The sequence below is a fragment of the Alterinioella sp. B-7 genome (assembly GCF_056857775.1).
In genome coordinates this window covers 77,028-100,552 of the sequence record NZ_JBSXNT010000031.1, presented here as the reverse complement: position 1 = coordinate 100,552, position 23,525 = coordinate 77,028, and the positions used below count along the sequence as shown (strand labels likewise).

At 66.6% G+C, this 23,525-nt stretch carries 21 protein-coding genes and 1 tRNA gene; 17 read left to right on the top strand and 5 right to left on the bottom strand.

Going from position 1 to position 23,525, the window contains the following annotated elements; all coding sequences use genetic code 11:
* Window positions 1-22: 22 nt before the first annotated feature.
* A complete protein-coding gene (locus AC13C7_RS08855) occupies window positions 23-421 on the bottom strand; it encodes a MerR family transcriptional regulator (RefSeq protein ID WP_446118462.1) in 399 nt (132 codons plus the stop codon).
* 170 nt (window positions 422-591) lie between these two features.
* Window positions 592-966, bottom strand: a complete 375-nt coding sequence (locus tag AC13C7_RS08850) for a MerR family transcriptional regulator (protein ID WP_446118460.1) — start codon at window positions 964-966, stop codon at window positions 592-594.
* A gap of 95 nt (window positions 967-1,061) precedes the next feature.
* Between AC13C7_RS08850 and AC13C7_RS08845 the strand changes: the two genes are divergently transcribed.
* From AC13C7_RS08845 to AC13C7_RS08835, 3 genes are read left to right on the top strand one after another with little or no spacing between them, the layout of a single operon-like run.
* On the top strand, window positions 1,062-1,523 hold the full coding sequence (locus AC13C7_RS08845) for a PaaI family thioesterase (RefSeq protein WP_446118458.1): 462 nt from the start codon (window positions 1,062-1,064) through the stop codon (window positions 1,521-1,523).
* Window positions 1,520-2,047 carry a PaaI family thioesterase gene (locus AC13C7_RS08840; protein ID WP_172321166.1) on the top strand — a complete coding sequence of 176 codons (528 nt, stop codon included), beginning with the start codon at window positions 1,520-1,522 and terminating at the stop codon, window positions 2,045-2,047. The genes AC13C7_RS08845 and AC13C7_RS08840 overlap by 4 nt, the downstream gene beginning before the upstream one ends.
* Window positions 2,040-3,377: an MATE family efflux transporter gene (locus tag AC13C7_RS08835; RefSeq protein WP_482867243.1), complete on the top strand. Its 1,338-nt coding sequence runs from the start codon at window positions 2,040-2,042 to the stop codon at window positions 3,375-3,377. Before AC13C7_RS08840 ends, AC13C7_RS08835 begins: the two co-directional genes overlap by 8 nt.
* A 240-nt stretch (window positions 3,378-3,617) precedes the next feature.
* Here AC13C7_RS08835 and AC13C7_RS08830 read toward each other — a convergent pair whose 3' ends face one another.
* Window positions 3,618-4,670: a quinone-dependent dihydroorotate dehydrogenase gene (locus AC13C7_RS08830; RefSeq protein WP_482867242.1), complete on the bottom strand. Its 1,053-nt coding sequence runs from the start codon at window positions 4,668-4,670 to the stop codon at window positions 3,618-3,620.
* Window positions 4,670-5,011 carry a DUF952 domain-containing protein gene (locus AC13C7_RS08825; protein ID WP_482867241.1) on the bottom strand — a complete coding sequence of 114 codons (342 nt, stop codon included), beginning with the start codon at window positions 5,009-5,011 and terminating at the stop codon, window positions 4,670-4,672. Before AC13C7_RS08825 ends, AC13C7_RS08830 begins: the two co-directional genes overlap by 1 nt.
* A 124-nt stretch (window positions 5,012-5,135) precedes the next feature.
* Here AC13C7_RS08825 and AC13C7_RS08820 point away from each other — a divergent pair, with 124 nt between their 5' ends.
* From AC13C7_RS08820 to AC13C7_RS08800, 5 genes are all read left to right on the top strand, one after another.
* Complete coding sequence (locus AC13C7_RS08820; protein ID WP_482867240.1) at window positions 5,136-6,734, top strand: bifunctional metallophosphatase/5'-nucleotidase; 1,599 nt, start codon at window positions 5,136-5,138, stop codon at window positions 6,732-6,734.
* A 185-nt stretch (window positions 6,735-6,919) separates the two neighbouring features.
* Window positions 6,920-7,081: a hypothetical protein gene (locus AC13C7_RS08815; protein WP_172321171.1), complete on the top strand. Its 162-nt coding sequence runs from the start codon at window positions 6,920-6,922 to the stop codon at window positions 7,079-7,081.
* Between the two features lie 47 nt (window positions 7,082-7,128).
* Window positions 7,129-7,803: an SOS response-associated peptidase gene (locus AC13C7_RS08810; protein ID WP_482867239.1), complete on the top strand. Its 675-nt coding sequence runs from the start codon at window positions 7,129-7,131 to the stop codon at window positions 7,801-7,803.
* Entirely contained in the window at window positions 7,800-8,672 is an 873-nt protein-coding gene (yddG, locus tag AC13C7_RS08805) for an aromatic amino acid exporter YddG (RefSeq protein WP_482867238.1), read from the top strand. The genes AC13C7_RS08810 and yddG overlap by 4 nt, the downstream gene beginning before the upstream one ends.
* A 313-nt stretch (window positions 8,673-8,985) precedes the next feature.
* Window positions 8,986-9,059, top strand: a tRNA-Gly gene (locus tag AC13C7_RS08800).
* A gap of 13 nt (window positions 9,060-9,072) precedes the next feature.
* Here the strand turns inward: AC13C7_RS08800 and AC13C7_RS08795 are convergent.
* On the bottom strand, window positions 9,073-9,993 hold the full coding sequence (locus tag AC13C7_RS08795) for a zinc ABC transporter substrate-binding protein (RefSeq protein WP_482867237.1): 921 nt from the start codon (window positions 9,991-9,993) through the stop codon (window positions 9,073-9,075).
* Between the two features lie 90 nt (window positions 9,994-10,083).
* On the opposite strand from AC13C7_RS08795, the gene AC13C7_RS08790 reads away from it, so the two are divergent.
* The 9 genes from AC13C7_RS08790 to AC13C7_RS08750 all read left to right on the top strand — a co-directional run bounded on the left by AC13C7_RS08790 (window position 10,084) and on the right by AC13C7_RS08750 (window position 23,524).
* Window positions 10,084-10,566 carry a transcriptional repressor gene (locus AC13C7_RS08790; RefSeq protein ID WP_446118441.1) on the top strand — a complete coding sequence of 161 codons (483 nt, stop codon included), beginning with the start codon at window positions 10,084-10,086 and terminating at the stop codon, window positions 10,564-10,566.
* The gene (locus AC13C7_RS08785) at window positions 10,563-11,288 is read left to right on the top strand and encodes an ATP-binding cassette domain-containing protein (RefSeq protein ID WP_482867236.1); all 726 of its coding nucleotides are present in this window, start codon (window positions 10,563-10,565) and stop codon (window positions 11,286-11,288) included. Before AC13C7_RS08790 ends, AC13C7_RS08785 begins: the two co-directional genes overlap by 4 nt.
* Window positions 11,285-12,082, top strand: a complete 798-nt coding sequence (locus AC13C7_RS08780) for a metal ABC transporter permease (protein WP_482867235.1) — start codon at window positions 11,285-11,287, stop codon at window positions 12,080-12,082. The genes AC13C7_RS08785 and AC13C7_RS08780 overlap by 4 nt, the downstream gene beginning before the upstream one ends.
* 94 nt (window positions 12,083-12,176) lie before the next feature.
* The gene (locus AC13C7_RS08775) at window positions 12,177-13,991 is read left to right on the top strand and encodes an ABC transporter transmembrane domain-containing protein (RefSeq protein WP_482867234.1); all 1,815 of its coding nucleotides are present in this window, start codon (window positions 12,177-12,179) and stop codon (window positions 13,989-13,991) included.
* 118 nt (window positions 13,992-14,109) lie between these two features.
* Complete coding sequence (locus AC13C7_RS08770) at window positions 14,110-16,002, top strand: acyl-CoA synthetase (RefSeq protein WP_482867233.1); 1,893 nt, start codon at window positions 14,110-14,112, stop codon at window positions 16,000-16,002.
* 107 nt (window positions 16,003-16,109) lie between these two features.
* Window positions 16,110-18,350: an acyl-CoA dehydrogenase gene (locus AC13C7_RS08765; RefSeq protein WP_482867232.1), complete on the top strand. Its 2,241-nt coding sequence runs from the start codon at window positions 16,110-16,112 to the stop codon at window positions 18,348-18,350.
* On the top strand, window positions 18,347-19,636 hold the full coding sequence (locus AC13C7_RS08760) for an acetyl-CoA C-acetyltransferase (RefSeq protein ID WP_172321181.1): 1,290 nt from the start codon (window positions 18,347-18,349) through the stop codon (window positions 19,634-19,636). The genes AC13C7_RS08765 and AC13C7_RS08760 overlap by 4 nt, the downstream gene beginning before the upstream one ends.
* On the top strand, window positions 19,636-21,711 hold the full coding sequence (locus AC13C7_RS08755; RefSeq protein ID WP_482867231.1) for a 3-hydroxyacyl-CoA dehydrogenase NAD-binding domain-containing protein: 2,076 nt from the start codon (window positions 19,636-19,638) through the stop codon (window positions 21,709-21,711). The genes AC13C7_RS08760 and AC13C7_RS08755 overlap by 1 nt, the downstream gene beginning before the upstream one ends.
* Window positions 21,704-23,524 (top strand): acetyl-CoA hydrolase/transferase C-terminal domain-containing protein, encoded by a 1,821-nt coding sequence (locus tag AC13C7_RS08750; RefSeq protein ID WP_482867230.1) that lies wholly within the window; start codon window positions 21,704-21,706, stop codon window positions 23,522-23,524. Before AC13C7_RS08755 ends, AC13C7_RS08750 begins: the two co-directional genes overlap by 8 nt.
* Window position 23,525: the final 1 nt, after the last annotated feature.

The following is a 23,525-nucleotide window of genomic DNA, read 5'->3' as shown; positions in this document are numbered from 1 at the left end:
TTGCGGAGAGGTGTAGAGGGGGTCAGGCGTCCCGGTCGTCTTCCGAGACATCGCCAAGCATGTCGCGGACCAGGTCCATCTGGGATTTCATCTCGGAGATGGCGGCATCCAGTTCGGTGCGGCGCTGCTCCAGATCCTCAAGCCGGGTCTGGGCCACCTCGAGCGTGCGCTTGAGCTGCGTCTCCTGCTGGTCGCCGACATGGTAAAGCTCCAGCAATTGCCGGATCTCCTCGAGGCTGAAACCGAAGCGCTTGCCGCGCAGGATCAGCTTGAGCCGGGCCCGGTCGCGCCGGGTGAAGAGGCGTTTCTGTCCGTCACGGATCGGAAACAGCAATTCTTTCGATTCATAGAACCGCAGGGTGCGCGGCGTCACGTCGAACGCGTCGCACATTTCGCGGATGGTCATGGTTTCAGGATCCATGAGATCACCTATCGCATCATACATTGCCTTGCTGGTCCCCGATCTGTGGCGTCTGGGACCACTCTACAAGATAAGCTTACGTTGACGTAAATGAAACGTCGCGTCACTTTTTTGATTGACGCTACGTCAGCAAGAAATGGCCGATTCTGTAACAAAACACGGGGTTTCGATCACGGATCCTGTGCGTTCCAGACCACGTTGCGCAGGTTTTGCAGCTCGTCGATGACCTCGTCCAACTCGACGCGGCGGGCCTTCAGCTCGTCCAGCTGGCGGTCGGCCATGTCGATCCAGACCTGTTGCTGCAAGCGGCCCTCGGGGTCGGAATCATACATTTCCAGCCATTGCCGGATTTCCTCGAGCGCGAATCCGAACCGGCGGCCGCGCAGGATCAGGGTCATGCGGGCGACCTCGCGGGGGCCGTAGAACCGCGCGCGGCCCTCGCGTTCGGGCGCCAGCAATTCGATATACTCGTAATGGCGCAGGGTACGCGGCGTCACGTCGAACCGCGCGCACATCGCCTTGAAATCCAGCCGCTCGTCATTCATCGCGTGAGGCTCTCGCCGTTACCAGGTCGTTTCGACTGTGCAACAGGCTTGCAGGGAATGCAAAACCATGGTCCCTCTGGGGCGGAAAAATCCGCATGGGCGAGAGGACCGAGGCGTTGGACGCAGCCGAGAAACGACGCATTGCCAAGCAGTTCATCGAGGCGCTGCCATTTGCGCACAGCCTGAAGATGGAGGTTCAGGATATCGGCGAGGGGGTGGCCGTGATCGCGATGCCGTGGTCGGACGACCTGGTCGGCGATCCGCGTACCGGGGTCATTCATGGCGGCGCGGTCTCGGCGCTGATGGATACCTGCGGCGGGGCGGCGGTGATGACCCATCCCGAGGCCCCGGCGGGCACCGCCACCATCGACCTGCGCATCGACTACATGCGCCCCGCCACGCCCGGCCAGCGCATCGTGACGCGGGCCGAGTGTTTCCATGTCACCCGCTCGGTCGGCTTCGTGCGCGCAAGCGCCTGGGACGAGGATGAGGAGCGTCCCGTGGCGACCGCCGCGGGCGCCTTTACCATCGAGCGTCCGAAAGAGGCCACGACATGAGCCGGAAGCCCGCGCGCCCCGAACCCGTCCAGGTCGTCAAGGAACGCCGCGACGGCGCGCTGAAGGCGCTGGTCGAGGGCATGCCCTATGCCCGCTTTCTGGGCATCGGCTTCGACCGGCGCGGCGACGAATTGACGGCGGTGATGCATTTCGACGAGAAGCTGATCGGCAACCCGCTGCTGCCCGCGCTGCATGGCGGGGCGATTGCCTCGTTCCTTGAGGTGACGTCGATCGTGCAGCTCAGCTGGCAGACGATCTGGACCGAGATCGAGTCGGGCCGCATCGCGCCCGAGGAGATGACGCCCGCGACCATGCCGCGCCTGCCCAAGACGATTGATTTCACCGTCGATTACCTGCGCACCGGCCTGCCGCGCGACTGCTACGCGCGGGCGCGGGTGAACCGGTCGGGGCGGCGCTATGCCTCTGTCCATGTCGAGGCGTGGCAGGATCACCGCGACAGGCTCTTCGCGCAGGCGACCGGGCATTTCCTGATGCCGCAGGCCGGACCCGGTTCCGATGGCTGACACCGTGGCCCTGACCCATTCCAGGGTTCTGACCATCGCGCTGCCGATCATGATCTCGAACATCACGGTGCCGCTGCTGGGCCTGGTCGATACCGGCGTGGTGGGTCAGATGGGCGAAGCCGCCCCGATCGGCGCGGTGGGTCTGGGCGCGGTGGTCCTCAGCGCGGTCTACTGGATCTTCGGGTTCCTGCGCATGGGCACCACGGGGCTGACGGCGCAGGCGATGGGGGCGGGCAACCGGGCCGAGGTCGCCGCGATGCTGACCCGCGTGCTGATGATCGGGCTCATGGGCGGGCTGGTCCTGATCGTGCTGCAATGGCCCATTGTGGCTGCCGCGATGGGGCTGGCGGAAGGCTCGGACGAGGTCGAGGGGCTGGCGCAGCGCTACATCTCGATCCGCATCTGGTCCGCGCCCGCCGCCATCGCGATCTTCGGCATCAACGGCTGGCTCATCGCGCGGGAACGTGCAGCCTCGATCCTGCTGCTGCAAATCTGGATGAACGGGCTGAACATCGTGCTGGACCTGGTCTTCGTGCTGGGCCTGGGCTGGGGCGTGGCAGGTGTTGCCGGGGCCACGTTCCTGGCCGAATGGAGCGGGCTTGCCTTCGGCCTCTGGCTCTGCCGCGCCGCGTTCCGGGTGCCGGACTGGCGCGACTGGGCGCGGGTCTTCGACCGGGCGCGGCTTATTCACATGGCGGCGGTCAATACCGACATCATGATCCGCTCGGTCCTGCTGACCACGGGCTTCGCCGCCTTCATGTTCCTGGGCGCGCGGTTCGGGGACGTGACGCTGGCGGGCAATCAGATCCTGATCCAGTTCGTCTATGTCACGGCCCACGCGCTGGACGGTTTCGCGCTGGCCGCCGAGACGCTGGTGGGCCAGGCGATGGGCGCGCGCAGCCGGGCGCGCGTGCGCCAGGGCGCGGTGCTGACGAGCCTCTGGGGCCTGGGCATCTGTGTCGGGCTGATGGCGGGCTATGCGCTGTTGGGTGGGCTGATCATCGACGTGATGACCACCGCGGAAGGCGTGCGCGAGGTGGCGCGCGATTACCTGGTCTGGGTGGCGCTGGCCCCGGCGCTGGGCATGCCGTCCTTCATGCTGGACGGCATCTTCATCGGGGCCACGCGCACCCGCGACATGCGCAATATGATGGTGCTGAGCTTCGCCGGTTACGTGCTGGCGCTGGTCCTGCTGGTGCCGGGGCTGGAGAACCACGGGCTCTGGGCCGCGCTGATGATCTTCTTCGTGCTGCGCGCGGTGACGCTGGCCGCGCGCTACCCGGCGCTGGAGCGGGCGGCTGTTCGGAGCGGTCCTTGCCCCATGCACTGAAGTGGCGGCTGTCTCGGCTGCCCGGTCGCATAACCTGCGTGGGAAGGGGAGTCGCGGCTTGCCTGGTGATCGAAGGGGGAGGGTATTTCCGGTGAAATTGTTTGTAATGGATGGGTATCTGCGGTTCTTGGCGTCAGAGACCGGCGGCACCCTGTCGTCCCCCGGGAAGCGTCACGCTGGTCAGCGGCCCTGAGAAGGTCGACGATTCTTGACCGCCGCCCGTCGATGGGCGACCCCCCGCTATAGCCAGTCGGCCCGACCGGTGCCCACGGCCTCGGCCACGCTGGCGAACCCGTCGCGCGCCAGGAGCCCGTCCAGCCCGCGCGCGATCTCGGCGGCCAGCGACAGCCCGCCATAGACCAGCCCGGTATAGAGCTGCACCGCCGAGGCGCCGGCGCGGATCTTCTGATAGGCCTGCTCGGCGGTGGCGACACCGCCGACACCGATGATCGGCATCCGGCCATCGGTGAGGTCGGAAAGCCGCGCCAGCACGGCCGTGGACATCGCAAAGAGCGGCTGACCGGAGAGCCCGCCCGCCTCATTCCGATGGGCCCCGTGCAACCCATCGCGGGCGCGGGTGGTGTTGGTGGCGATGAGGCCGGAAATGCGGGTTTCGTGCGCGACCTCGGCGATATCCTCGATCTCGCGCGGCTCCAGGTCGGGGGCGATCTTGAGGAAAACCGGGATCGGGCGCGCCATGCCCTCACGCACCGCGATCACGCCTTCCAGCAGCCCCTTGAGCGCGTCCTTGCCTTGCAGGTCGCGCAGACGCTCGGTGTTGGGCGAGGAGACATTGACCGTGGCGAAATCGACATGGGCCCTGGCATGGCGCAGCACGGTGGCGAAATCGGCGGCGCGGTCGATGCTGTCCTTGTTGGCCCCGAGGTTGAGGCCCACGGGGATCTCGTGATGGCGCGCGGCGAGGCGGTCGGTGATCGCGTCCATCCCGTCATTGTTGAAGCCGAACCGGTTGATCGCGGCGCGGTCTTGCGCCAGGCGGAAGAGGCGCGGGCGCGGGTTGCCCGGCTGCGGGCGCGGGGTGGCGGCGCCAACCTCCAGAAAGCCGAAGCCCGCCCGCATCAGCGGCCCGAAGGCGGTGGCGTTCTTGTCGAAGCCCGCCGCCAGCCCGACGGGGTTGAGCAGCGTCATGCCCGCCACGGTCGTGGCAAGGCGCGGCGAGGTGACGGGGCCGGGCAGCGGGGCAAGCCCGGTGCGCAGGGCGGTCAGCGCCAGCGCGTGCGCCCGCTCCGGGTCCAGCCGGTGCATGAGGCTGAGGCCGAGCCGCTCCAGCATCAGGGCGTCGCCAATTCGGGGATGATATGGCGGGTGCCGTCCCAGGGCAGGGGCTTGTGCCAGAGGACATCCTCCAGCCGCAAACTGGCATAGAGATGCGGGAATTCCGCCCCGCCGCGCGAGACCTCCCATTTCAGCGCATCGCCAAGCCGCGCGGCCTCCACCGCCAGCAGCTCCAGGCCCTCCGCGCCCGCGAAATGCCTGGCGGCGGTCCCGGCCAGCTGCTCTGCGGTCGAGAAATGCACGAAACCATCCGCCAGATCGACCGGCGCGCCGTCGGTTTCGCCCTTGGCGCGCAGTTCGGCCCATTCCTCGGACCGCAATATCTTGAAAATCAGCATGGGCCAGCCATTGGCCCGTCAGCGCCGCCACGTCAAGGGGCCGCCCGCGCGATTGAATCGCTTTACATGGGGGGCGGCCCCCGCCAAGCTGCGATCATAACAAAGACCGACAGGGAGACTACCGATGTTTGCTCGAATCCTGTGTTCGACGGCACTGCTGACCACCATGGGTGGCATGGCAGCCGCCGACACCACCATCCATATCCTTCATTTCAACGACTTCCACAGCCGGGTGCAGCCGATCACGCGTTTCAACAACACCTGCAACGCCGAGGATGACGCGGCGGGCGAATGCTTTGGCGGCGCCGCGCGGATGGAAACCGTGATCGAACAGATCGAAGCCGAACACGGCGCGGAGAACGTGGCCGTTGTCGCGGCGGGCGACCTGTTCCAGGGCTCGCTGATGTACACCACCTTCAAGGGGGATGTCGAAGCCGAGATGATGAACGCCATCGGGCTGGACCTGCTGGCGCTTGGCAACCATGAATTTGACGACGGCCCGGAAAACCTGGCCCGGGTCATCGACATGATGGACTTCCCGGTGATCGCCGGCAACCTGGACCTGTCCGGCTCGGAGCCCCTGCAGGAACGTGTCGGCAACAGCTACGTGATGGAAATCGGCGGTATCCAGGTCGGCTTCGTGGCCTCGCTGACCACCGATACGGTCGATATCGCGGCGCCCGGCCCCAATGTCCAGTTCCAGGACGAGATCGAGGCGATGCAGCAGGATGTCGATGAATTGCGCGAGCAGGGCATCGAGGTGATCATTGCCGTGACCCATGTGGGCCAGGTGCTGGATGACATGCTGGCGGCTCAGGTCTCGGGCCTGGATGCGGTGATCGGCGGCCATTCCAACACCTTTTATTCGGTGGACGACCCCGACCGCGACTTTGCCTATCCGAACTTCATCACCGGCCCGGAGGGCGATCTGGTGCCCGTGGTCTCGGCCTATGCCTATTCCAAGTACATGGGCCATCTGGAGCTGACCATCGACGATGACGGCAACGTGGTCTGGGCCGAGGGCGACACGATCCTGCTGGATGCCTCCTTTGAGCCGGACGCGGAGTTGAGCGAGCGCATCGCCGAGCTGACCGCCCCGATCGAAGAAGCGATGGCCGAGGTGGTCGGTGAGTCCGAGGCCTCCATTGACGGCGACCGGTCGAGCTGCCGTGTGCAGGAATGCGAAATGGGCGTCCTCGTGGCGACCGCGATGCTGGAGCGGGTGCGCGACCAGGGCATCGACGTCGCGATCCAGAACGGCGGCGGTCTGCGTGCCTCGATCGACGCGGGCGAGGTGACGATGGGCGAGGTGCTGACGGTGCTTCCGTTCCAGAACACGCTGGCCACGTTCCAACTGACCGGGGCCGACATCGTCGCGGCGCTGGAAAATGGCGTCAGCCAGGTCGAGGAAGGCGCGGGCCGCTTCCCGCAGGTCGCGGGCATGCGCTACACGTGGGATCCCGAGGCGGAGCCGGGCAGCCGCATCGTCTCGGTCGAGATCGAAACGGAAAACGGCTATGAGCCGATCGACCCCGAGGCAACCTATGGCGTCGTGTCCAACGACTACATGCGCGGTGGCGGCGACGGCTACGCGGTCTTCGCCAGCGAGGGCATGAACGCCTATGATTTCGGTCCTGGCCTGGAGCAGGTGGTCGCCGACTACCTGGCCGAGAACTCCCCCTATACACCGCATCTGGAAGATCGGATCATGCAGGCCGAGTAAGCCTGTCTGACAAGGAATGAAAGGGCCGGACGGGAAACTGTCCGGCCCTTTTCCTGTCGGTCAGTCCAGCGGGGGCGGCGGGATTTTCCCGCCATGCAAGCCCGTCATGGCGGCTTTCGAAAAGCGTCGGTTGTGCGTTCCGGTAGCGCTATCATATTGGCCCTGTAACGCGAAGGAGACACGACATGACCTATGCAGCAGAGCTGATGAACCGCGCCCGCAAACGCGCCGCCTACCGCCGTACCGTGCGGGAACTGGGCGCGCTCGACCGCAATACCAGGCTGGACCTCGACATCTACGAGGGCGACATCCCGCGCATTGCCCAAAAGGCCGTTTACGGCGCCTGAGGGATTGGGGCTTTTCAGCGCCCCGCGGGCTGCCTAGTCTCGCGCCCATGTGTGGACGCATGGCCCTGACCCTCCCCCATGACGCGATGGTGCAGCTCTTCGGGGCTGCACCCGCCAACGACCTTCCCGACAGCCCCCGCTACAATATCTGCCCGACGCAAGCCGTGGGCGTCGTCACCTCGGATGGAGGCCAACGGCGCTACCGCCCGATGCGCTGGGGGCTGGTGCCGCATTGGTACAAGACGCCCACGGACGGGCCCTTGCTGATCAACGCGCGGGCCGAGACGATCGCCGAGAAACCCGCCTTTCGTTCCGCCGTGCGCGAACGCCGGTGCCTGGTGCCGATCAGCGGGTTCTACGAATGGACCAAGGATGCCAGGGATAACCGGCTGCCCTGGTATATCCACCCGAAAGACGGCGGCGCGCTGGTGCTGGCCGGCATCTGGCAGGACTGGCAGCGGGGCGACGAAGGCCTGACCACGCTGGCCATCGTGACCTGTGCGGCGGGGGCGGGACTGGACCATATCCACCACCGCGAACCCGTCAGCCTGGCACCCGACGACTGGGCCAAGTGGCTGGGCGAGGAGGGCAAGGGCGCGGCGCCCCTGATGCAGGCAGCACCCAAGGACCGATTTGAGGCTTACCGCGTCGATCCTGCCGTCAATTCCAACCGCGCGCAGGGGCCGGACCTGATCGAACCCCTCGATGACGGGGGCGAATGAGCCGGGGTCCGGCCACGCTGGTGGGCTTCGTCGCGATCCTGCTCTGGGCGCTTCTGGCGGCCTTCACGGCGGCCAGCGGCGCGGTGCCGCCGTTCCAGCTCATGGCGATGAGCTTTGCCATCGGCGGGCTGGCCGGGGCGGCAAGCTGGGCTTGGCGGCCGCATGGGATCGCCGCGCTGCGCCATGGCTGGCCGGTCTGGGCCGTGGGCGTCGGCGGCCTCTTCGGGTATCACTTCCTCTATTTCTCGGCCCTGCGCGCGGCCCCCGCGATCGAGGCGAGCCTGATTGCCTATCTCTGGCCCCTGCTGATCGTGCTGCTCTCCGCGCTTGCCCCCGGTGAGAGGCTGCGCGCCCATCACGTCATCGGGGCGCTGATGGGGCTGGCGGGGGCCGCGCTGATCGTGACGGGCGGGCGCGGGCTTGCGATTGATCCGGCCTATCTGGACGGTTACGCGCTGGCGCTGGTGGCGGCTTTCTTCTGGTCGTCCTATTCCGTGCTGTCGCGCCGGTTCCATGCCGTGCCCTCGGAAATCGTCACCGGCTTCTGCCTTGTCACGGCGGGGCTGGCGCTGGTGGCGCATCTGGGGCTGGAGGCGACCGTCTGGCCGCAGGGCGCGACCCAGTGGCTGGCGGTCCTGGGCCTGGGTATCGGCCCGGTCGGGCTGGCCTTCTTCGTCTGGGATACCGGCGTCAAGCATGGCGACATCCAGGTTCTGGGTGCCGCCAGCTACTGCGCGCCGCTTCTGTCGACGCTGGTGCTGATCGCGCTTGGCCTGGGCGCGTTTACCTGGGCCATTGGCCTGGCCTGCGTGCTGATCACGGGCGGCGCGGTGATCGCCGCGCGCGACATGATCTTCAGGAAGCGCTGACAAGAAAACGGGCCGCCTGGGAGAGGGGGCGGCCCGGTTCTAGGTCCAGGGAGGAAAGTGTCAGGCAGCGTGCTCGATCTTGTTGTCTTTCTGCTGCCTGAGATCAGCCTGGCCGCATAATGGGGCGAAAATGGGGCGATTGTTTCGGTTTGTGCGACGATGGCCGCGGCGCGTCGAAAAAGCGCCCCCCGTTCCGGGGTTGCAAGGCGCGCGTTTCCGGGGAGGGACACGAGTCATCCGGGCCTCGGGGGATCGCCCGGCGGCCTGGGCTCTTGACCTCGAATGGCCCATGAAATAGCAACCTCTTCGCAACGCGGGCGTTGTGTAATGGTAAGACCTCAGCCTTCCAAGCTGATGATACGGGTTCGATTCCCGTCGCCCGCTCCAATCCCCAAACCCCTCAGCTGTCTGACAGGCAATCCAGCGCGGTATCGGCCATGTCGCGGATCAGGGCGGTGTAGAAATCCGGCTCTGGCAGCAGGTTCATCCCGAGCGGATCGAGGGCGGCATTCGGAAGGCCCGTTTCCAGCACCGCATAGGCCAGGTTGATATCGCTTTGCGGTTCGTAGAACAGGCAGGCGACATCGCCGTCGGCCATGCCCTCCAGCAATTCCATGATGCGGGCGGCACCCGGCGGGGTGGCTTCACCATCGGAGATGGCCCCGATGGCCTGCAGGCCGAAACGGTCCTCGAAATAGTGATAGGCGTCATGCAGCACGACAAAGCGGGCGTCACGGACCGGGGCCAGTTGCGCATCGACCTCCGCGACCAGGGCGCCGAGATCGTTTGCGGCGGCCTCGGCGTTGTCCAGGTAGGTCCGGGCGTTCCGGGGGTCCGCGTCTGCCAGCGCATCGGCAATGGCCAGCAGCCAGATGCGGGCGTTTTCCGGGTCCAGCCAGGCATGGGGGTTGATTGACCCGCTGTCAGGCTCGTCCTCGTCCTCGTGCTCTGCCGGGTCCTCATGACCGGCGAAATTGGCCCCCTCGCGCATCTCCAGAAGCCGCGTGCCCTCTACCTCCAGCAACCTAAGCTGTTCGGCATCGCCGGCGAGGGTTTCCAGGCTGTCCTCCAGCCACGGTGTCAGGCCGGGGCCGACCCAGATCACGAGATCGGCCTGTTCCAGCACCGCCGCCTGCGAGGGGCGCAGCGCGAAATCATGCGGCAAGGCGCCGGGTCGGATTACCAGGTCGGGCCGCCCCAGATCGCCCAGGACCTGCTCGACCAGCCCGTAGACCGGCGCGATATCGACCGCGATCCGGGGCACTTCGGCCTGCAAGGGGGTGGCGAACAGAAAGAGCGCGGCGAGGGCAGGGCGAAACATCGGGGCCTCCGTTATATTATCACATAGCGGCTTTCTATTTGTGATGTTATAGCATAGCAAGCAGGAAATGCCCCAACCGGATGCACCGCCATGGACCCGATCGGATTCGAACAGCATGACCACGCCGCCTGCCGCAAGGGCGGGTTGGCCGAGGTGGAGCGGCGTTGCGCCACGCAAGGGCTGCACCTGACGCCGGTGCGCCGCCGCGTGCTGGAGATGCTGCTTGAGGAACACCGGGCGCTCGGGGCCTATGAGATCCTCGACCGGCTGCGCGACGAGGGCATGGGCAGCCAGCCCCCGGTGGCCTATCGGGCGCTGGATTTCCTCGTCAAGCATGGCTTTGCGCACAAGATCGAGCAGCTCAACGCCTTCATCGCCTGCACCCATCCCGGCACCGATCACGCGGCGGCTTTCCTGATCTGCCGCATCTGTCATTCGGTGGCCGAGGCCATCGCCGAACCCGCGCGCGGCAACCTGGGCCGGGCGGCGGCGGAAACGGGCTTTGTCATCGAGCGCACCGTGACCGAGGCGCAGGGCATCTGCCCCAATTGCCGCGAAGAGGCCCCCGCATGAGCCTTGTGCGCATCGACGGCATGAGCGTTCGCCTGGGCGGCAACACGGTCCTGCACCATGTCGATTTTTCCATTGATCCCGGCGAGATCGTCACCGTCGTCGGCCCCAACGGGTCGGGCAAATCCACCCTTCTGCGCGCCATCATCGGGGCGATCCGGCCCGAGGCGGGCCGTGTCACGCGCAGCCCGAACCTGCGCATCGGATATGTGCCGCAAAAGCTGCATATCGACCCGACCTTGCCCCTTACGGTGCGCCGCTTCCTCGACCTGCCGCGCCGGGTGGACGCCGCCACCGCGCATCAGGCGCTGGAGGAGGCGGGGGCGGGGGCGCTGGCCAGCCGCCAGATGACGGACCTGTCGGGCGGGCAGTTCCAGCGCGTGTTGCTGGCGCGCGCGCTGTTGAACGCCCCGGAGCTCCTGATCCTCGACGAGGCGACGCAAGGGCTGGACCAGCCGGGATCGGCGGCTTTCTACCAGCGCATCGCCGATCTGCGCGACCGCTTGGGCTGTGCCGTGCTGATGGTCAGCCATGAATTGCACGTGGTGATGGCGGCGTCGGACCGGGTAATCTGCCTCAACGGCCATGTCTGTTGTGAAGGCGCGCCGGAGCATGTCGCCTCGGCCCCCGAATACCGGGCGCTTTTTGGCACCGGCACCGGCGGCGCGCTGGCGCTTTACCGCCATGAACATACCCACAGCCATGACCATGGGGCGCCTGAATGAGCCTTCTCGACAGTTTCGTGATCCGCGCCCTTCTGGCCGGGCTTGGCGTGGCGCTGGCCGCCGCCCCCCTGGGCTGTTTCGTGGTCTGGCGGCGCATGGCCTATTTCAGCGACGCAACGGCGCATGCCGCGATCCTGGGCGTGGCGCTGGCGCTGGCGCTTTCGGTCAATGTCTTCTTGGGCGTTCTGGCTGTCGCCGGGATCATGGCGCTTGCGGTCTCGACCCTGACCAGCCGGGGCCATGCGATGGATACGCTTCTGGGGGTCGCGGCACATTCGGCGCTGGCGGCGGGGCTGGTCGCGGTATCGCTGATCTCGGGCGTGCGGATCGACCCGATGGCCTATCTCTTCGGCGATATCCTGTCGGTAGGTCGCGGCGACCTGGCGCTGATCTGGGGTGGCGCGGCGGCGATTCTGGCGCTGCTGGCCTGGCGCTGGCAGGCGCTGCTGACCGCCACGGTCAATCCCGATCTGGCCTATGCCAGCGGCATCGACCCAAGGCGCGAGCAGATGGTGCTGACGCTGGCGCTGGCCCTTGTCGTCACGGTCGCGATCAAGGTGGTTGGCGCGCTTTTGATCGGCGCGATGCTGATCATCCCCGCCGCCGCCGCCCGCGCGGTGGGTGACACGCCCGAACGCATGGCCGCGTTCGCCGCCGGGATCGGAGCGCTGTCTGTCTTCGGCGGCCTCCAGGCCTCGCTGAGCTATGACACGCCGACGGGGCCGAGCATCGTCAGCGCCGCCGCTGTCCTCTTCGCCCTGACCGCCATCGCGGCCCGCCTGCTGCGCCGCTGACCCCTGCGACCGCGTTGCAGGGGCTTGCGGTCTTGTGCGTGGGCCGACACGGCAGTATCCCCATGCGGGCCAGGTCAACCAAAGAAGGTCGCGCATGTCCGACAGCACCGCCGCCAGCACACCCGCCCCCAAGCGGTCGGAAGAGGAGCGCGAGAAATCGCGCCGCATCGGCTCGCTCAAGGCGCTGGCGCCCTTCATGGCCCCCTATAAGGCCCTGGTCTTCGCCGCCATCGCGGCGCTGGTCCTGACCGCGACCGTTTCGCTGCTGCTGCCACTGGCCGTGCGCCGCGTCGTTGACGGGTTCGAGACCGAATCCGTCGCCCTGCTGGACCAGTATTTCATCGCCGCCCTGGCCATCGCCGGGCTGCTCGCGCTTGGCACGGGGCTGCGCTACTACCTCGTCACCCGCCTGGGCGAGCGTGTCGTCGCGGATATCCGCAAGGCGGTGTTCAGCCGCATGATCCACATGAGCCCCGCTTTCTTCGAGCGCATCATGACCGGCGAGGTCCTGAGCCGCATCACCACCGACACCACGCTGCTGCTGTCGGTCATCGGCTCGTCCGTTTCCGTCGCCTTGCGCAACGTGCTGCTGTTCCTCGGCGGGCTTGGCATGATGCTCTATACCTCGCCCAAACTGACCGGCCTCGTGCTGCTGATCGTGCCGGTTGTCATCGTGCCGATCGTCCTCCTGGGACGGCGCTTGCGGATGCTCAGCCGCCAGAACCAGGACTGGATCGCGGAAAGCTCGGGCAAGGCGTCCGAGGCGCTTCTCTCGGCGCAGGCGGTGCAGGCCTTCACCAATGAACGCGCCACGGCGGGGCAGTTCGACGATGTGACCGAGCTGAGCTTCGAGAGCGCCAAGACCCGCATCCGCACCCGCGCCATCATGACCGTGATCGTCATCGCGCTGGTCTTCGCCGGTGTGGTCGGCGTGCTCTGGATCGGCGCGCGCGACGTCCGGGCCGAGGCGATGAGCGTGGGCGAGCTGATCCAGTTCCTGATCTACGCGATCATGGTGGCGGGGTCCGTGGGCGCGCTTTCCGAGATCTGGGGCGAGTTGCAGCGCGCCTCGGGCGCGACCGAACGGCTGGTGGAACTGCTCGGCGACGATGACAGCGTGGCAGACCCGCTGGCGGGCCGTACCCTGCCGCAGGGCGGGCGCGGGCAGATTGCCTTCGAGGATGTGCATTTCCACTACCCCACCCGCCCCGATGCCGCGGCGCTTGCGGGTGTCAGCCTGGCCATAAAACCGGGCGAGACCGTGGCGCTGGTCGGCCCCTCGGGCGCGGGCAAATCCACCATCTTCCAGCTGCTCCTGCGCTTCTACGATCCGATCTCGGGCAGAGTCAGCCTCGATGGCGTCGATCTGCGCGACATGACCCGCGCGCATTTCCGCAAATCCATCGCGCTGGTGCCGCAGGATCCGGTGATCTTCGCGGCCTCGGCGCGCGAGAACATCCGTTTCGGTCGCCCCGATGCGTCGGATGCCGAGGTCGAGGACGCCGCCCGCGCCGCCGCCGCGCATGACTTCCTGACCGCCCTGCCGGAGGGCTATGACACTTATGTCGGCGAGCGCGGCATCATGCTGTCGGGCGGACAGAAACAGCGCATCGCCATCGCCCGTGCCATCTTGCGCGATGCGCCGGTGCTGCTGCTCGATGAGGCCACCAGCGCACTGGACGCCGAAAGCGAACGCGCCGTGCAGCAGGCGGTGACCGAGCTTTCCGCCGACCGCACCACGCTGATCGTCGCGCATCGGTTGGCGACGGTGAAACAGGCCGACCGGATCGTGGTGTTCGAGGCAGGCCAGATCGTGGCCGAGGGCACGCATGAGGACCTGGTGGCGGGCGGTGGCCTCTACGCGCGGCTGGCGCGGCTTCAGTTCACCGAAGGGCTTGCCGCAGAGTAATCCGCGCGGCGGGCCCCGAAACGCTTGCCTTGCAGGCGCAATCCTTCCATCCTGCCCGCAAAACGGGCCCCGTGCCACGCACGAGGGCCGACGCCGGAATCAGGGGAGGAGAACCGGAATGTCGCGATTTGCGAATATTGCCGACGTGCGCGCGATCGAGGAAGCGAACCCATGGCCCGAGAGCCAGCCGGCGGTGACGCTCTACCAGCTTCTGTCGCAGACCGCCGCGCGGGTGCCGAACAACAAGGCGGTCAGTTTCCAGTTGCTCTCCGGGCCCAAGGACAAGGCCGAGACGATGACCTGGAAACAGTATCACGGCAAGGTCACGCAGGTCGCCAATCTCTTCCGTTCGCTCGGCGTGGGCGAGGGGGATGTCGTCGCCTATGTCCTGCCGAACTGCAACGAGGCAACGACCGTGCTGATCGGCGGCTGCGTCGCGGGTATCGCCAACCCGATCAACCCGCTCCTGGAGCCCGAGCACATCGCCTCCATCCTGCGCGAGACCAAGGCCAAACTGGTCGTGACCCTGCGCGCCTTCCCCAAGACGGATGTGGCGCAGAAGGTGGCCGAGGCAGTGGCGGATGCCCCCGGCGTCACCCATGTGCTGGAGGTCGACCTGCTGCGCTACCTGACCCCGCCGAAAAGCTGGATCGTGCCGCTGATCCGGCCCAAGAACCCGGTCAGCCATCACGCCAAGGTGCTGGATTTCACCGCAGAAGTGGCCAAACAGCCCGCCGACCGCCTGACTTTCGATGACAGCAAGGAAGACCGCGTCGCGGCCTATTTCCACACCGGCGGCACCACGGGCATGCCCAAGGTCGCGCAGCACAAGTATTCCGGCATGATCTACAATGGCTGGCTTGGCCATACGCTTCTGTTCGACGACACCGACACCATCATCTGCCCGCTGCCGCTGTTCCACGTCTTCGCCTGCCACGTGATCCTGATGGCGATGATCGCCTCTGGCGCGCATGTCGTCTTTCCGACCCCGCAGGGCTATCGCGGCGAGGGCGTGTTCGACAATTTCTGGAAGCTGGTCGAACGCTGGGGCGTGACCTTCATCATCACCGTGCCGACCGCAATCTCGGCGATGATGCAGCGCCCGGTCAACGCCGATGTCTCGACCGTCAAGACCGCTTTTTCCGGATCCTCTCCGCTGCCGCTGGAGCTGTTCCGCCGCTTCGAGAAAGCCACCGGCGTGACCCTGGTCGAGGGCTACGGGTTGACCGAGGCGACCTGCCTTGTCTCGGTGAACCCGGTCGAGGGCACCAAGAAGGTGGGCTCGGTCGGCGTGCCGCTGCCCCATACCGAGGTGCGCATCCTCAAACACACGCCCGACGGGGTGATTGTCTGCGACACCGATGAGGTGGGCGAGATCTGCATCGACAACCCCGGTGTCTTCGAAGGCTCGACCTATACCGAGAGCGACAAGAATATCGACCTGTTCCACGACGACATCTACCTGCGCACCGGCGATCTGGGCCGCATCGACGAGGATGGCTATCTGTGGATCACGGGCCGCGCCAAGGACCTGATCATCCGCGGCGGCCACAATATCGACCCCGCCGAGATCGAGGAGGCGCTGGCCGGACACGAGGCCGTCGCCATGGCCGGCGCGATCGGCCAGCCCGACGCCTTCGCGGGTGAACTGCCTTGCGTCTATGTCGAACTGGTCGATGGCGGCAAGGTGACCATCGAGGAGCTCAAGGCCCATTGCGACGAACATGTCCACGAACGTGCGGCACGGCCCAAGCATATCGAGATCATGGATGAATTGCCCAAGACCGCCGTTGGCAAGGTCTTCAAGCCCGACCTGCGCAAACGCGCCATCACGCGGGTCTACAATGCCGCGCTGAAGGAGGCGGGGCTGGCCGCCGAGGTCGTCCGGGTGGTCGAGAGCAAGAACCGCGGGCTTGTGGCGCAGGTCAAGAAGACCGGCAATGTGGAAGAGGCTGACGTCACCCGCGTCCTGGGCGAGTTTACCCGCCCCTGGGAATGGGACGACGCCTGAGCACCGAGCGCTAGCATGGAACAGGGGGCTATCCGGACCGGGTGGCCCTTTTTCGGTCCGCGCAGCCTTGCCATGGAACCAAACCCGCCCCCGTTGGTTCTGCCTAGATGGGAACCTTTCGCCAAAAACTGACCGCTCCGATCCACAGATGGGCCAGGACCGCCCTGCCAACCCTCTCCGATACCGAGCGTGACGCGCTTGAAGCGGGGGATGTCTGGTGGGAGGCGGAGCTTTTCTCCGGCAACCCGGACTGGGACATGCTGCACGCGGTCAAGGCACCGCGCCTCAGGGACAAGGAACAGGCCTTTCTCGACGGCCCCTGCCGCGAATTATGCGGCATGATCGACGACTGGAAGATCAACCAGCTCGATGCCGACCTGCCCCCCGAGATCTGGACCTTCCTGCGCGAGAAGAAATTCTTCGGGATGATCATCCCCGAATCCCATGGCGGTCTGGGTTTCTCGGCCTTCGCCCATTCCGAGGTCGTGCGTTTCCTCTCGACCCGCTCGGTCGCGGTTGCCGTCACCGTCATGGTGCCCAACTCGCTGGGGCCGGGCGAGTTGATGCTGCATTTCGGCACCGACGCGCAGAAGGACGACTGGCTGCCACGCCTGGCCAGCGGCGAGGAGTTGCCCGCCTTCGGCCTGACCAGCGCCGAGGCCGGGTCGGACGCCTCGGCGATGCGCGACGAGGGCGTCGTGTGCAAGGGCGAGTGGAACGGCGAGGAGGTGTTGGGTATCCGCCTCAACTGGGCCAAGCGCTATATCACCCTTGCCCCCGTCTGCACCGTGCTGGGGCTGGCCTTCAAGCTGCGCGATCCCGATGGGCTTCTGGGCGACGAGGAGGAGATCGGCATCACCTGCGCCCTTGTCCCCACCGATCTGGACGGGGTCGAGACCGGGCGGCGGCACCTGCCATCCTCGACCATGTTCATGAACGGGCCGACCACCGGCAAGGACGTGTTCATCCCGCTGTCCAACATCATCGGCGGCAAGGACTATGCCGGGCAGGGCTGGATGATGCTGATGACCGCGCTGGCCGCGGGCCGGGGCATTTCGCTGCCCTCGATGGGCTGTGCCGCCATCGCGCTGTCGGCGCATACCACCGGGGCTTATGCCCGCATCCGCGAGCAGTTCAACCTGCCCATCGGCATGTTCGGCGGGGTGCAGTCGCGCATGGGCCGCCTGGCTGCCGATGCCTATTCGATGGACGCCGCGCGCCACCTGACCTGCGCCGGACTGGACGAAGGCCGCGCCCTCAGCGTGATTTCCGCGATCATGAAGGCGCATGCGACCTACCGGATGCGGGAGGCGCTGAATGACGCGATGGACGTGCATTCGGGCAAGGCGGTGATCGACGGGCCGTCGAATTACCTGCTGCCCTTCTACCGCGCCGTGCCGATCGGGATTACCGTCGAGGGGGCCAATATCGTCACCCGAAGCCTGATCATCTTCGGCCAGGGCTCGATCCGTGCGCATCCGCATATGCTGGAGAATATTCAATCGCTTGGCGTCGAGGACGAGGAGGAATCGCTCGCCCGCTTCGACAAGAGCCTCTGGGCCCATATCGGCCACACGACCAAGACGTTCTTCCGCGCCTGGGGCCGGGCCTGGACCGGCGGCCTCTTCGCGCCCGCGCCAAAAGGCGTCGGGCCGGTCGCGCCCATCTATCGCAAGCTCTCACGCTGGTCCGCGGCCTATGCCCTGACCGCCGATTTCGCGTTCCTGACGCTCGGCGGCGCGCTCAAGCGCAAGGAGATGATTTCGGGGAGAATGGGCGATGTGCTGTCCGAGATGTATATCCTCTCGGCCACGCTGAAACGCTGGCAGGACGAGGGGCGGAACGAGGCCGACCTGCCCGTGGTCCGCTACGCCGCCGAGCGTGGCTTTGGCCGGATGCAGGAGGCGCTGGATGGGGTTCTGGCAAATTTCCCGGCCCGGTGGGCGGCATGGATTTTGCGCTTTGTGACCCTGACCGGATCGGCCCCGAAAACGCCCGATGACCGGCTGGTCGCGGAGTGCTCGGACCTGATATTCGAGCCCTCCGACACCCGCGACCGCATCGTCGGGCGCATCTTCGAGGGCTGCCATTCGGACGGTATCGAGACGCTCAACCGCTGCTACGCCGCCGTGACCGGGGCCGCGCCCCTGATGAAGAAGCTGCGCGAGGCCGGAAAGACGCCCGAGCAGGCGCTCGAGGCCGGGATCATCGGCGAAAGTGACATGCAACAGATCAACGACATGCAGGCCCTGGTGGATGAGGTCGTCGCGGTGGATGATTATTCCCCCGAAGACCTCGCCACGCTTTTCCCGAACCTGCATCAACCAACGGCGAGGGCTGCGGAATGAACGATCGTCCTGTCTATCTTGTCGATGGGGCCAGAACCCCCTTTCTCAAGGCGCGCGGCGGGCCGGGGCCCTTTACTCCCGTCGATCTGGCGGTGCAGGCGGGCAGACCCCTGCTCATGCGCCAGCCCTTCGCGCGCGATGCCTTCGACCTGGTGATCCTGGGCTGCGTCAATGTCATCGCGGACGAAATGAACCCCGCCCGTGTCGCCGCCCTGCGTCTTGGCATGGGCGAGGACATGGTCGCCTTCACGACGCAGATCAATTGCGGCTCGGGGATGCAATCCATCGACACCGCCTTTCGCTATATCCGCGAGGGCAAGCAGGATCTGATCCTTGCCGGCGGCGCCGAGGCGCTGAGCCATGCGCCGCTGGTCCTGCGCCAGGGCGCGGTCGAATGGTTCGCCGAGATGAACCGCGCCAGGGGGCCGGTGGCGCAGGCGCGCGCCATGGCAGGGCTGCGGCCCGATTTCTTCAAACCCGTCATCGGGCTGGAACGTGGCCTGACCGACCCGATCACCACGCTGAACATGGGGCAGACGGCCGAGGTTCTGGCGCATCGCTTCGGGATCGACCGGAAGACCGCCGATGCCTATGCGATGGACAGCCACCACCGGCTTGCGAAAGCGCAGGAGGAAGGCTGGCTTGACGACGAGGTCATGACCGCCTTCGACAGCGAGGATGGGGAGGTCTATGACCATGATGACGGCGTGCGACCCGACAATGACATGGAGTCGCTGGCCAAGCTCTCGCCCGCCTTCGAGAAACCCTATGGCCAGGTCACCCCCGGCAATTCCAGCCAGATCACCGATGGCGCGTCCTGGGTGATCGTCGCCTCCGAGGCCGCGGTCGAGGAACACGGGCTGAAACCCATCGCCCGCATCGTCGACAGCGAATGGGCGGGGCTGGACCCTTCCGTCATGGGGCTCGGGCCGGTCTTGTGCGCCACGCCGCTGGTCATGCGCAACGGCTACGCTCTCGACGGGATCGACCTGTGGGAATTGAACGAGGCCTTCGCGGCACAGGTGCTGTCCTGCATTGCGGCCTGGAACGACGCCGATTTCTGCCGCGATATTCTGGGGCTGGAGGGCGCCTTCGGCCTGATTGACCGCGACAGGCTCAACGTCGATGGCGGCGCGATCTCGCTTGGCCATCCGGTCGGCACCAGCGGCAACCGCATCGTGCTGCACCTGGCCAATGCCATGAAACGGCGCGGCGACAAGATCGGCGTGGCGACGGAATGTATCGGCGGCGGATTGGGCGGCGCGATGTTGCTGGAGGCTGTGTGATGACCAAACCCGTTCTGGACCATCTGGGAGAGACCAAACTGGCGCTTGGGCCGATCACCGGCGCGGGCGATGGCGACTGGCACCACGCAGTCGATGAGGGGGGCACCGTCTGGCTGGCGCTCGACCGAAAGGGCAGCAGCGTCAACACGATTTCCGAAGGCGTGCTGAAGGGCCTCGCGGGTCACCTCGACGCGCTTGAGGCCGACACGCCCAAGGCGCTGGTGATCCGATCCGCCAAGCCCGCAGGCTTCGCCGCCGGGGCCGACATCACCGGCTTCGACGCGATGTCGGAGGAGGGCGCGGAAGACCTGCTGCGTCAGGGCCATGACGTGCTGGACCGGCTGGAGGCGCTGGATTGCCCGACGATCTGCGTCACCCATGGCGCGGCGCTTGGCGCGGGGTTTGAACTGGCGCTGGCCTGCGACTGGCGCATTGCCGTTGACGGGGCCTCCTTCGCCTTTCCCGAGGTGCGCCTCGGCCTGCATCCCGGCCTTGGCGGCACCTTCCGCCTGCCTGCGCTGATCGAGCCGACCGAGGCGATGACCCTGATGCTGACCGGAAAATCGGCCCATACGAAAAAGGCGAAATCGCTCGGAATCGCCGATGTCGTCTGCGAGGAGCGCCATGTCGAGGCGGCTATCGAGGCCATCATCTTCGGTGACGTCGAAAAACACGGCGCGGGGCTGTCCTCGCACGCGTTCAGGCTCGGCCCCGCCCGAAATCTCGCCGCGCGCCGGATGCGCAGCGAAGCCGCCAAGCAGGCCCCGCCGGAACATTACCCCGCCCCCGAGGCGCTGATTGCGCTCTGGGAAGAGCATGGCGATGACCGCGCCGCGATGCAGGAGGGTGAGATTGCCTCCTTCGCGGAGTTGCTGAAAACCGAGACGTCGAAGAACCTGCGCCGGGTCTTCTTCCTGCGCCAGGGCCTCAAGGACAAGGCGAGGGGCGAGGACGAGATCGCCCATGTCCATGTCGTCGGCGCCGGGGCCATGGGCGGCGAGATCGCCGCTTGGGCCGCGCTGCAAGGCAAGACCGTGACGCTTGGCGATGTCGAAACCGGCCCGATCGGCGCGGCGTTGAAACAGGCGCGCAAGGTCTGCAAGGACAAGCACCTGAGCAGCACCGAGGCGCGCGATGCGCTGGACCGGCTTATCCCCGACATGCGCGGCTATGGTGTCGCCCGCGCCGATCTGGTGATCGAGGCGGCCCCCGAGAAACCCGATCTCAAGGGCAAGATCTACGCCGATCTGGGCAAGGGGATGAAACCGGGCTCGATCCTGGCCACCAACACCTCAAGCCTGCCATTGGCGGAACTGGCGAAGAAGGCCAAGACCCCGACACGCTTTGCGGGGCTGCATTTCTTCAACCCTGTTTCCAAGCTGGAACTGGTCGAGGTCGTGGCGCATGACAAGACCTCAAAGGCGACGCTGGACAGGCTTTCCGCGTTTTGCGGTGCCATCGACCGGCTGCCCGTCCTGGTGCAGGATTATCCCGGTTTCCTCGTCAACCGCGCGCTGACGCCCTACCTGCTGGAGGCGATGGTGCTGATGGAGGAGGGCGTGCCGAAAGAAGTGATCGACAGTGCCGCGATTGATTTCGGCATGCCGATGGGCCCCGTCACGCTGGCCGACCAGGTGGGGCTGGATATCTGCCTGCATGTCGCCGAGAGCCTCAAGGAGCATCTCGACAAGCCCATGCCCGACGTGACCGCCGCCTTGCGCGACAAGGTCGAGGCGGGCGAGACCGGCAAGAAGGCGGGGCAGGGGTTCTATGACTGGTCGGACGGCACGCCGCATCCCGACACCGAGGATGAAGGCCCCGCCGACCTGACCGACCGGCTGATCCTGCCGATGCTGGATGCCTGCGTCGAATGCCTGCGCAAGGACATTGCCCGCGACGCCGATGAGGTTGACGCCGCGCTGATCTTCGCCACCGGCTTCGCGCCGTTCCGGGGCGGGCCGATGCACCATGCCAAGGCGCGCGGCGTCGAGGAAGTGCGCGCCACGCTGTCCGACCTTGCCGCCCGCCACGGGCCGCGCTTCGAGCCTGATGAAGGGTGGTCGGACCTTGCCTGAGACCTTCCGGGATGCCGACGAACTGGCCGCAAGGATCATCGAGGCGACGGGCGGCGAGGTCAGGCTGGCCCTGCCCCTGGGCCTCGGCAAGCCGGTCACGCTGCTCAATGCGCTGACCCGTGCCGCCTGTGACGATGCTTCCGTCACCCTCTCGATCTTCACCGCCCTGACGCTGGAAGCCCCCGCGCCTGGCTCGGACATGGGCCAACGCCTGCTGAACCCCGCCAAGGAGCGTCTTTTCGGGGCCTATCCCGAGATCCTCTATGCAACGCTGCTGCGCGAGGGGCGCCTGCCCGACAATATCGAGGTCAATGAATTTTTCCTGCTGGCGGGCCGCTGGTTGGGCGTGGACCGGATGCAGCAAAGCTATATCTCGGCGAATTACACCCATGCCCGCGACGTTCTGATCGCGGCCAATCCCAACGTGCTGATCCAGCTTCTGGCGCGCGAGGGCGACCTCTATTCCCTCTCCTGCAACACCGACATCACCGCCGACCTACTGGACCGGCGCAAAGAGGGCCGGATGGCGTTCCTGATGGCGGGCGAGGTCAATGACCAACTGCCCTTCATGCCGGGCCCCTCCGCCGAGATCACGCCCGAGACGCTGCAATACTGCCTTGAGCCGGAGGCGCAGTTCGAGCTCTTCTCCGCAGTGCGCCAGCCGGTCTCGACGGCACATCACGCCATCGGCGCGCATGTCGCGGGGCTGGTCAGGGATGGTGGCACGCTGCAACTGGGCATCGGCCAGACCGGTGACGCCGTCGCGCATGCGCTGATCCTGCGCCACAAGGGGCGGCTGGCGCGCGCGCTGCACGATCTTGCGCCCGATACCGGCGACACCGGCCCGTTCGAGACCGGCCTCTACGGGTGCGCCGAAATGCTGGTGCGCGGCTTGCTGGAACTGTTCGAGGCAGGGATCGTCACGCGTCGTGTCGATGGGGCCGCCATCCATGCCGGCTTTTTTGTCGAGGATCGCGATTTCTATACCCGCCTGCGCGAGATGCCCGCCGAGACACGCGCCCTGATCCAGATGCGCCCCGTCAGCTTCACCAACGCGCTTTACGGGGATGAGCCCGCCAAGCGCGCCGCCCGCGTCGATGGGCGCTTCGTCAACAGCGCGATGAAGGCCAGCCTTCTGGGCGCGGTCGCCTCGGACATCACCGACGATGGCCAGACCGTCAGCGGTGTCGGCGGGCAGGTCAATTTCGTCGATCAGGCCTTTGCGCTGGAAGGCGCGCGCTCGATCATCACGCTGCCCGCGACGCGCGAGAGCGGCGGCAAGACGGTTTCGAACATCGCCTGGGAATTGCCCTTCGCCACCGTGCCCCACCACCTGCGCGACATCATCGTCACCGAATATGGCGTGGCCGACCTGCGCGGCCAGCCCGATCACGAGGTCGTGGCGCGGATGCTGGCGATCACCGATGCGCGGTTCCAGGCGGAGCTTTTGCAAAAGGCGCGGGGCGCGGGCAAGATCGGCAAGGATTACCGCCTGCCCGACACGGAAAACACGCCCGAGCGGCTGGCGTCGTGGCGCAAGACGCATCGTGACGCGTTGCCAGATTTCCCCTTCGGCAGTGATTTCGATGCGGTGGAACGCCAGCTTCTGCCCGCGCTGGAGCGGCTCAACCTGGCCAGCCACAGCCCCCTGTCGCTGGCGCGGCTGGTCTGGACGACGCTGCACGCCCCGGCGCCGGCGCATGAGGCGCGGGCCATGTCGCGCATGGGGTTCGACGAACGCGCCACCCTGCTGGAACCCGTCAGCGCGCGCGCCCTGCGCGGGGCGCTGCGGCTGGAGGCAACGGAAACATAGC

What these genes read in the sequence shown, in the direction of transcription:
- AC13C7_RS08820 (WP_482867240.1), top strand. Translation starts at nt 5,136, where the DNA reads ATGTTTGCTCGAATCCTGTGTTCGACGGCACTGCTGACCACCATGGGT.
- yddG (WP_482867238.1), top strand. Translation starts at nt 7,800, where the DNA reads ATGAGCCGGGGTCCGGCCACGCTGGTGGGCTTCGTCGCGATCCTGCTC.
- AC13C7_RS08830 (WP_482867242.1), bottom strand. Translation starts at nt 4,670, where the DNA reads ATGCTGGAGCGGCTCGGCCTCAGCCTCATGCACCGGCTGGACCCGGAG.
- AC13C7_RS08835 (WP_482867243.1), top strand. Translation starts at nt 2,040, where the DNA reads ATGGCTGACACCGTGGCCCTGACCCATTCCAGGGTTCTGACCATCGCG.
- AC13C7_RS08840 (WP_172321166.1), top strand. Translation starts at nt 1,520, where the DNA reads ATGAGCCGGAAGCCCGCGCGCCCCGAACCCGTCCAGGTCGTCAAGGAA.
- AC13C7_RS08810 (WP_482867239.1), top strand. Translation starts at nt 7,129, where the DNA reads ATGTGTGGACGCATGGCCCTGACCCTCCCCCATGACGCGATGGTGCAG.
- AC13C7_RS08825 (WP_482867241.1), bottom strand. Translation starts at nt 5,011, where the DNA reads ATGCTGATTTTCAAGATATTGCGGTCCGAGGAATGGGCCGAACTGCGC.
- AC13C7_RS08790 (WP_446118441.1), top strand. Translation starts at nt 10,084, where the DNA reads ATGGACCCGATCGGATTCGAACAGCATGACCACGCCGCCTGCCGCAAG.
- AC13C7_RS08780 (WP_482867235.1), top strand. Translation starts at nt 11,285, where the DNA reads ATGAGCCTTCTCGACAGTTTCGTGATCCGCGCCCTTCTGGCCGGGCTT.
- AC13C7_RS08765 (WP_482867232.1), top strand. Translation starts at nt 16,110, where the DNA reads ATGGGAACCTTTCGCCAAAAACTGACCGCTCCGATCCACAGATGGGCC.
- AC13C7_RS08755 (WP_482867231.1), top strand. Translation starts at nt 19,636, where the DNA reads ATGACCAAACCCGTTCTGGACCATCTGGGAGAGACCAAACTGGCGCTT.
- AC13C7_RS08850 (WP_446118460.1), bottom strand. Translation starts at nt 966, where the DNA reads ATGAATGACGAGCGGCTGGATTTCAAGGCGATGTGCGCGCGGTTCGAC.
- AC13C7_RS08855 (WP_446118462.1), bottom strand. Translation starts at nt 421, where the DNA reads ATGGATCCTGAAACCATGACCATCCGCGAAATGTGCGACGCGTTCGAC.
- AC13C7_RS08770 (WP_482867233.1), top strand. Translation starts at nt 14,110, where the DNA reads ATGTCGCGATTTGCGAATATTGCCGACGTGCGCGCGATCGAGGAAGCG.
- AC13C7_RS08760 (WP_172321181.1), top strand. Translation starts at nt 18,347, where the DNA reads ATGAACGATCGTCCTGTCTATCTTGTCGATGGGGCCAGAACCCCCTTT.
- AC13C7_RS08795 (WP_482867237.1), bottom strand. Translation starts at nt 9,993, where the DNA reads ATGTTTCGCCCTGCCCTCGCCGCGCTCTTTCTGTTCGCCACCCCCTTG.
- AC13C7_RS08775 (WP_482867234.1), top strand. Translation starts at nt 12,177, where the DNA reads ATGTCCGACAGCACCGCCGCCAGCACACCCGCCCCCAAGCGGTCGGAA.
- AC13C7_RS08785 (WP_482867236.1), top strand. Translation starts at nt 10,563, where the DNA reads ATGAGCCTTGTGCGCATCGACGGCATGAGCGTTCGCCTGGGCGGCAAC.
- AC13C7_RS08845 (WP_446118458.1), top strand. Translation starts at nt 1,062, where the DNA reads ATGGGCGAGAGGACCGAGGCGTTGGACGCAGCCGAGAAACGACGCATT.
- AC13C7_RS08815 (WP_172321171.1), top strand. Translation starts at nt 6,920, where the DNA reads ATGACCTATGCAGCAGAGCTGATGAACCGCGCCCGCAAACGCGCCGCC.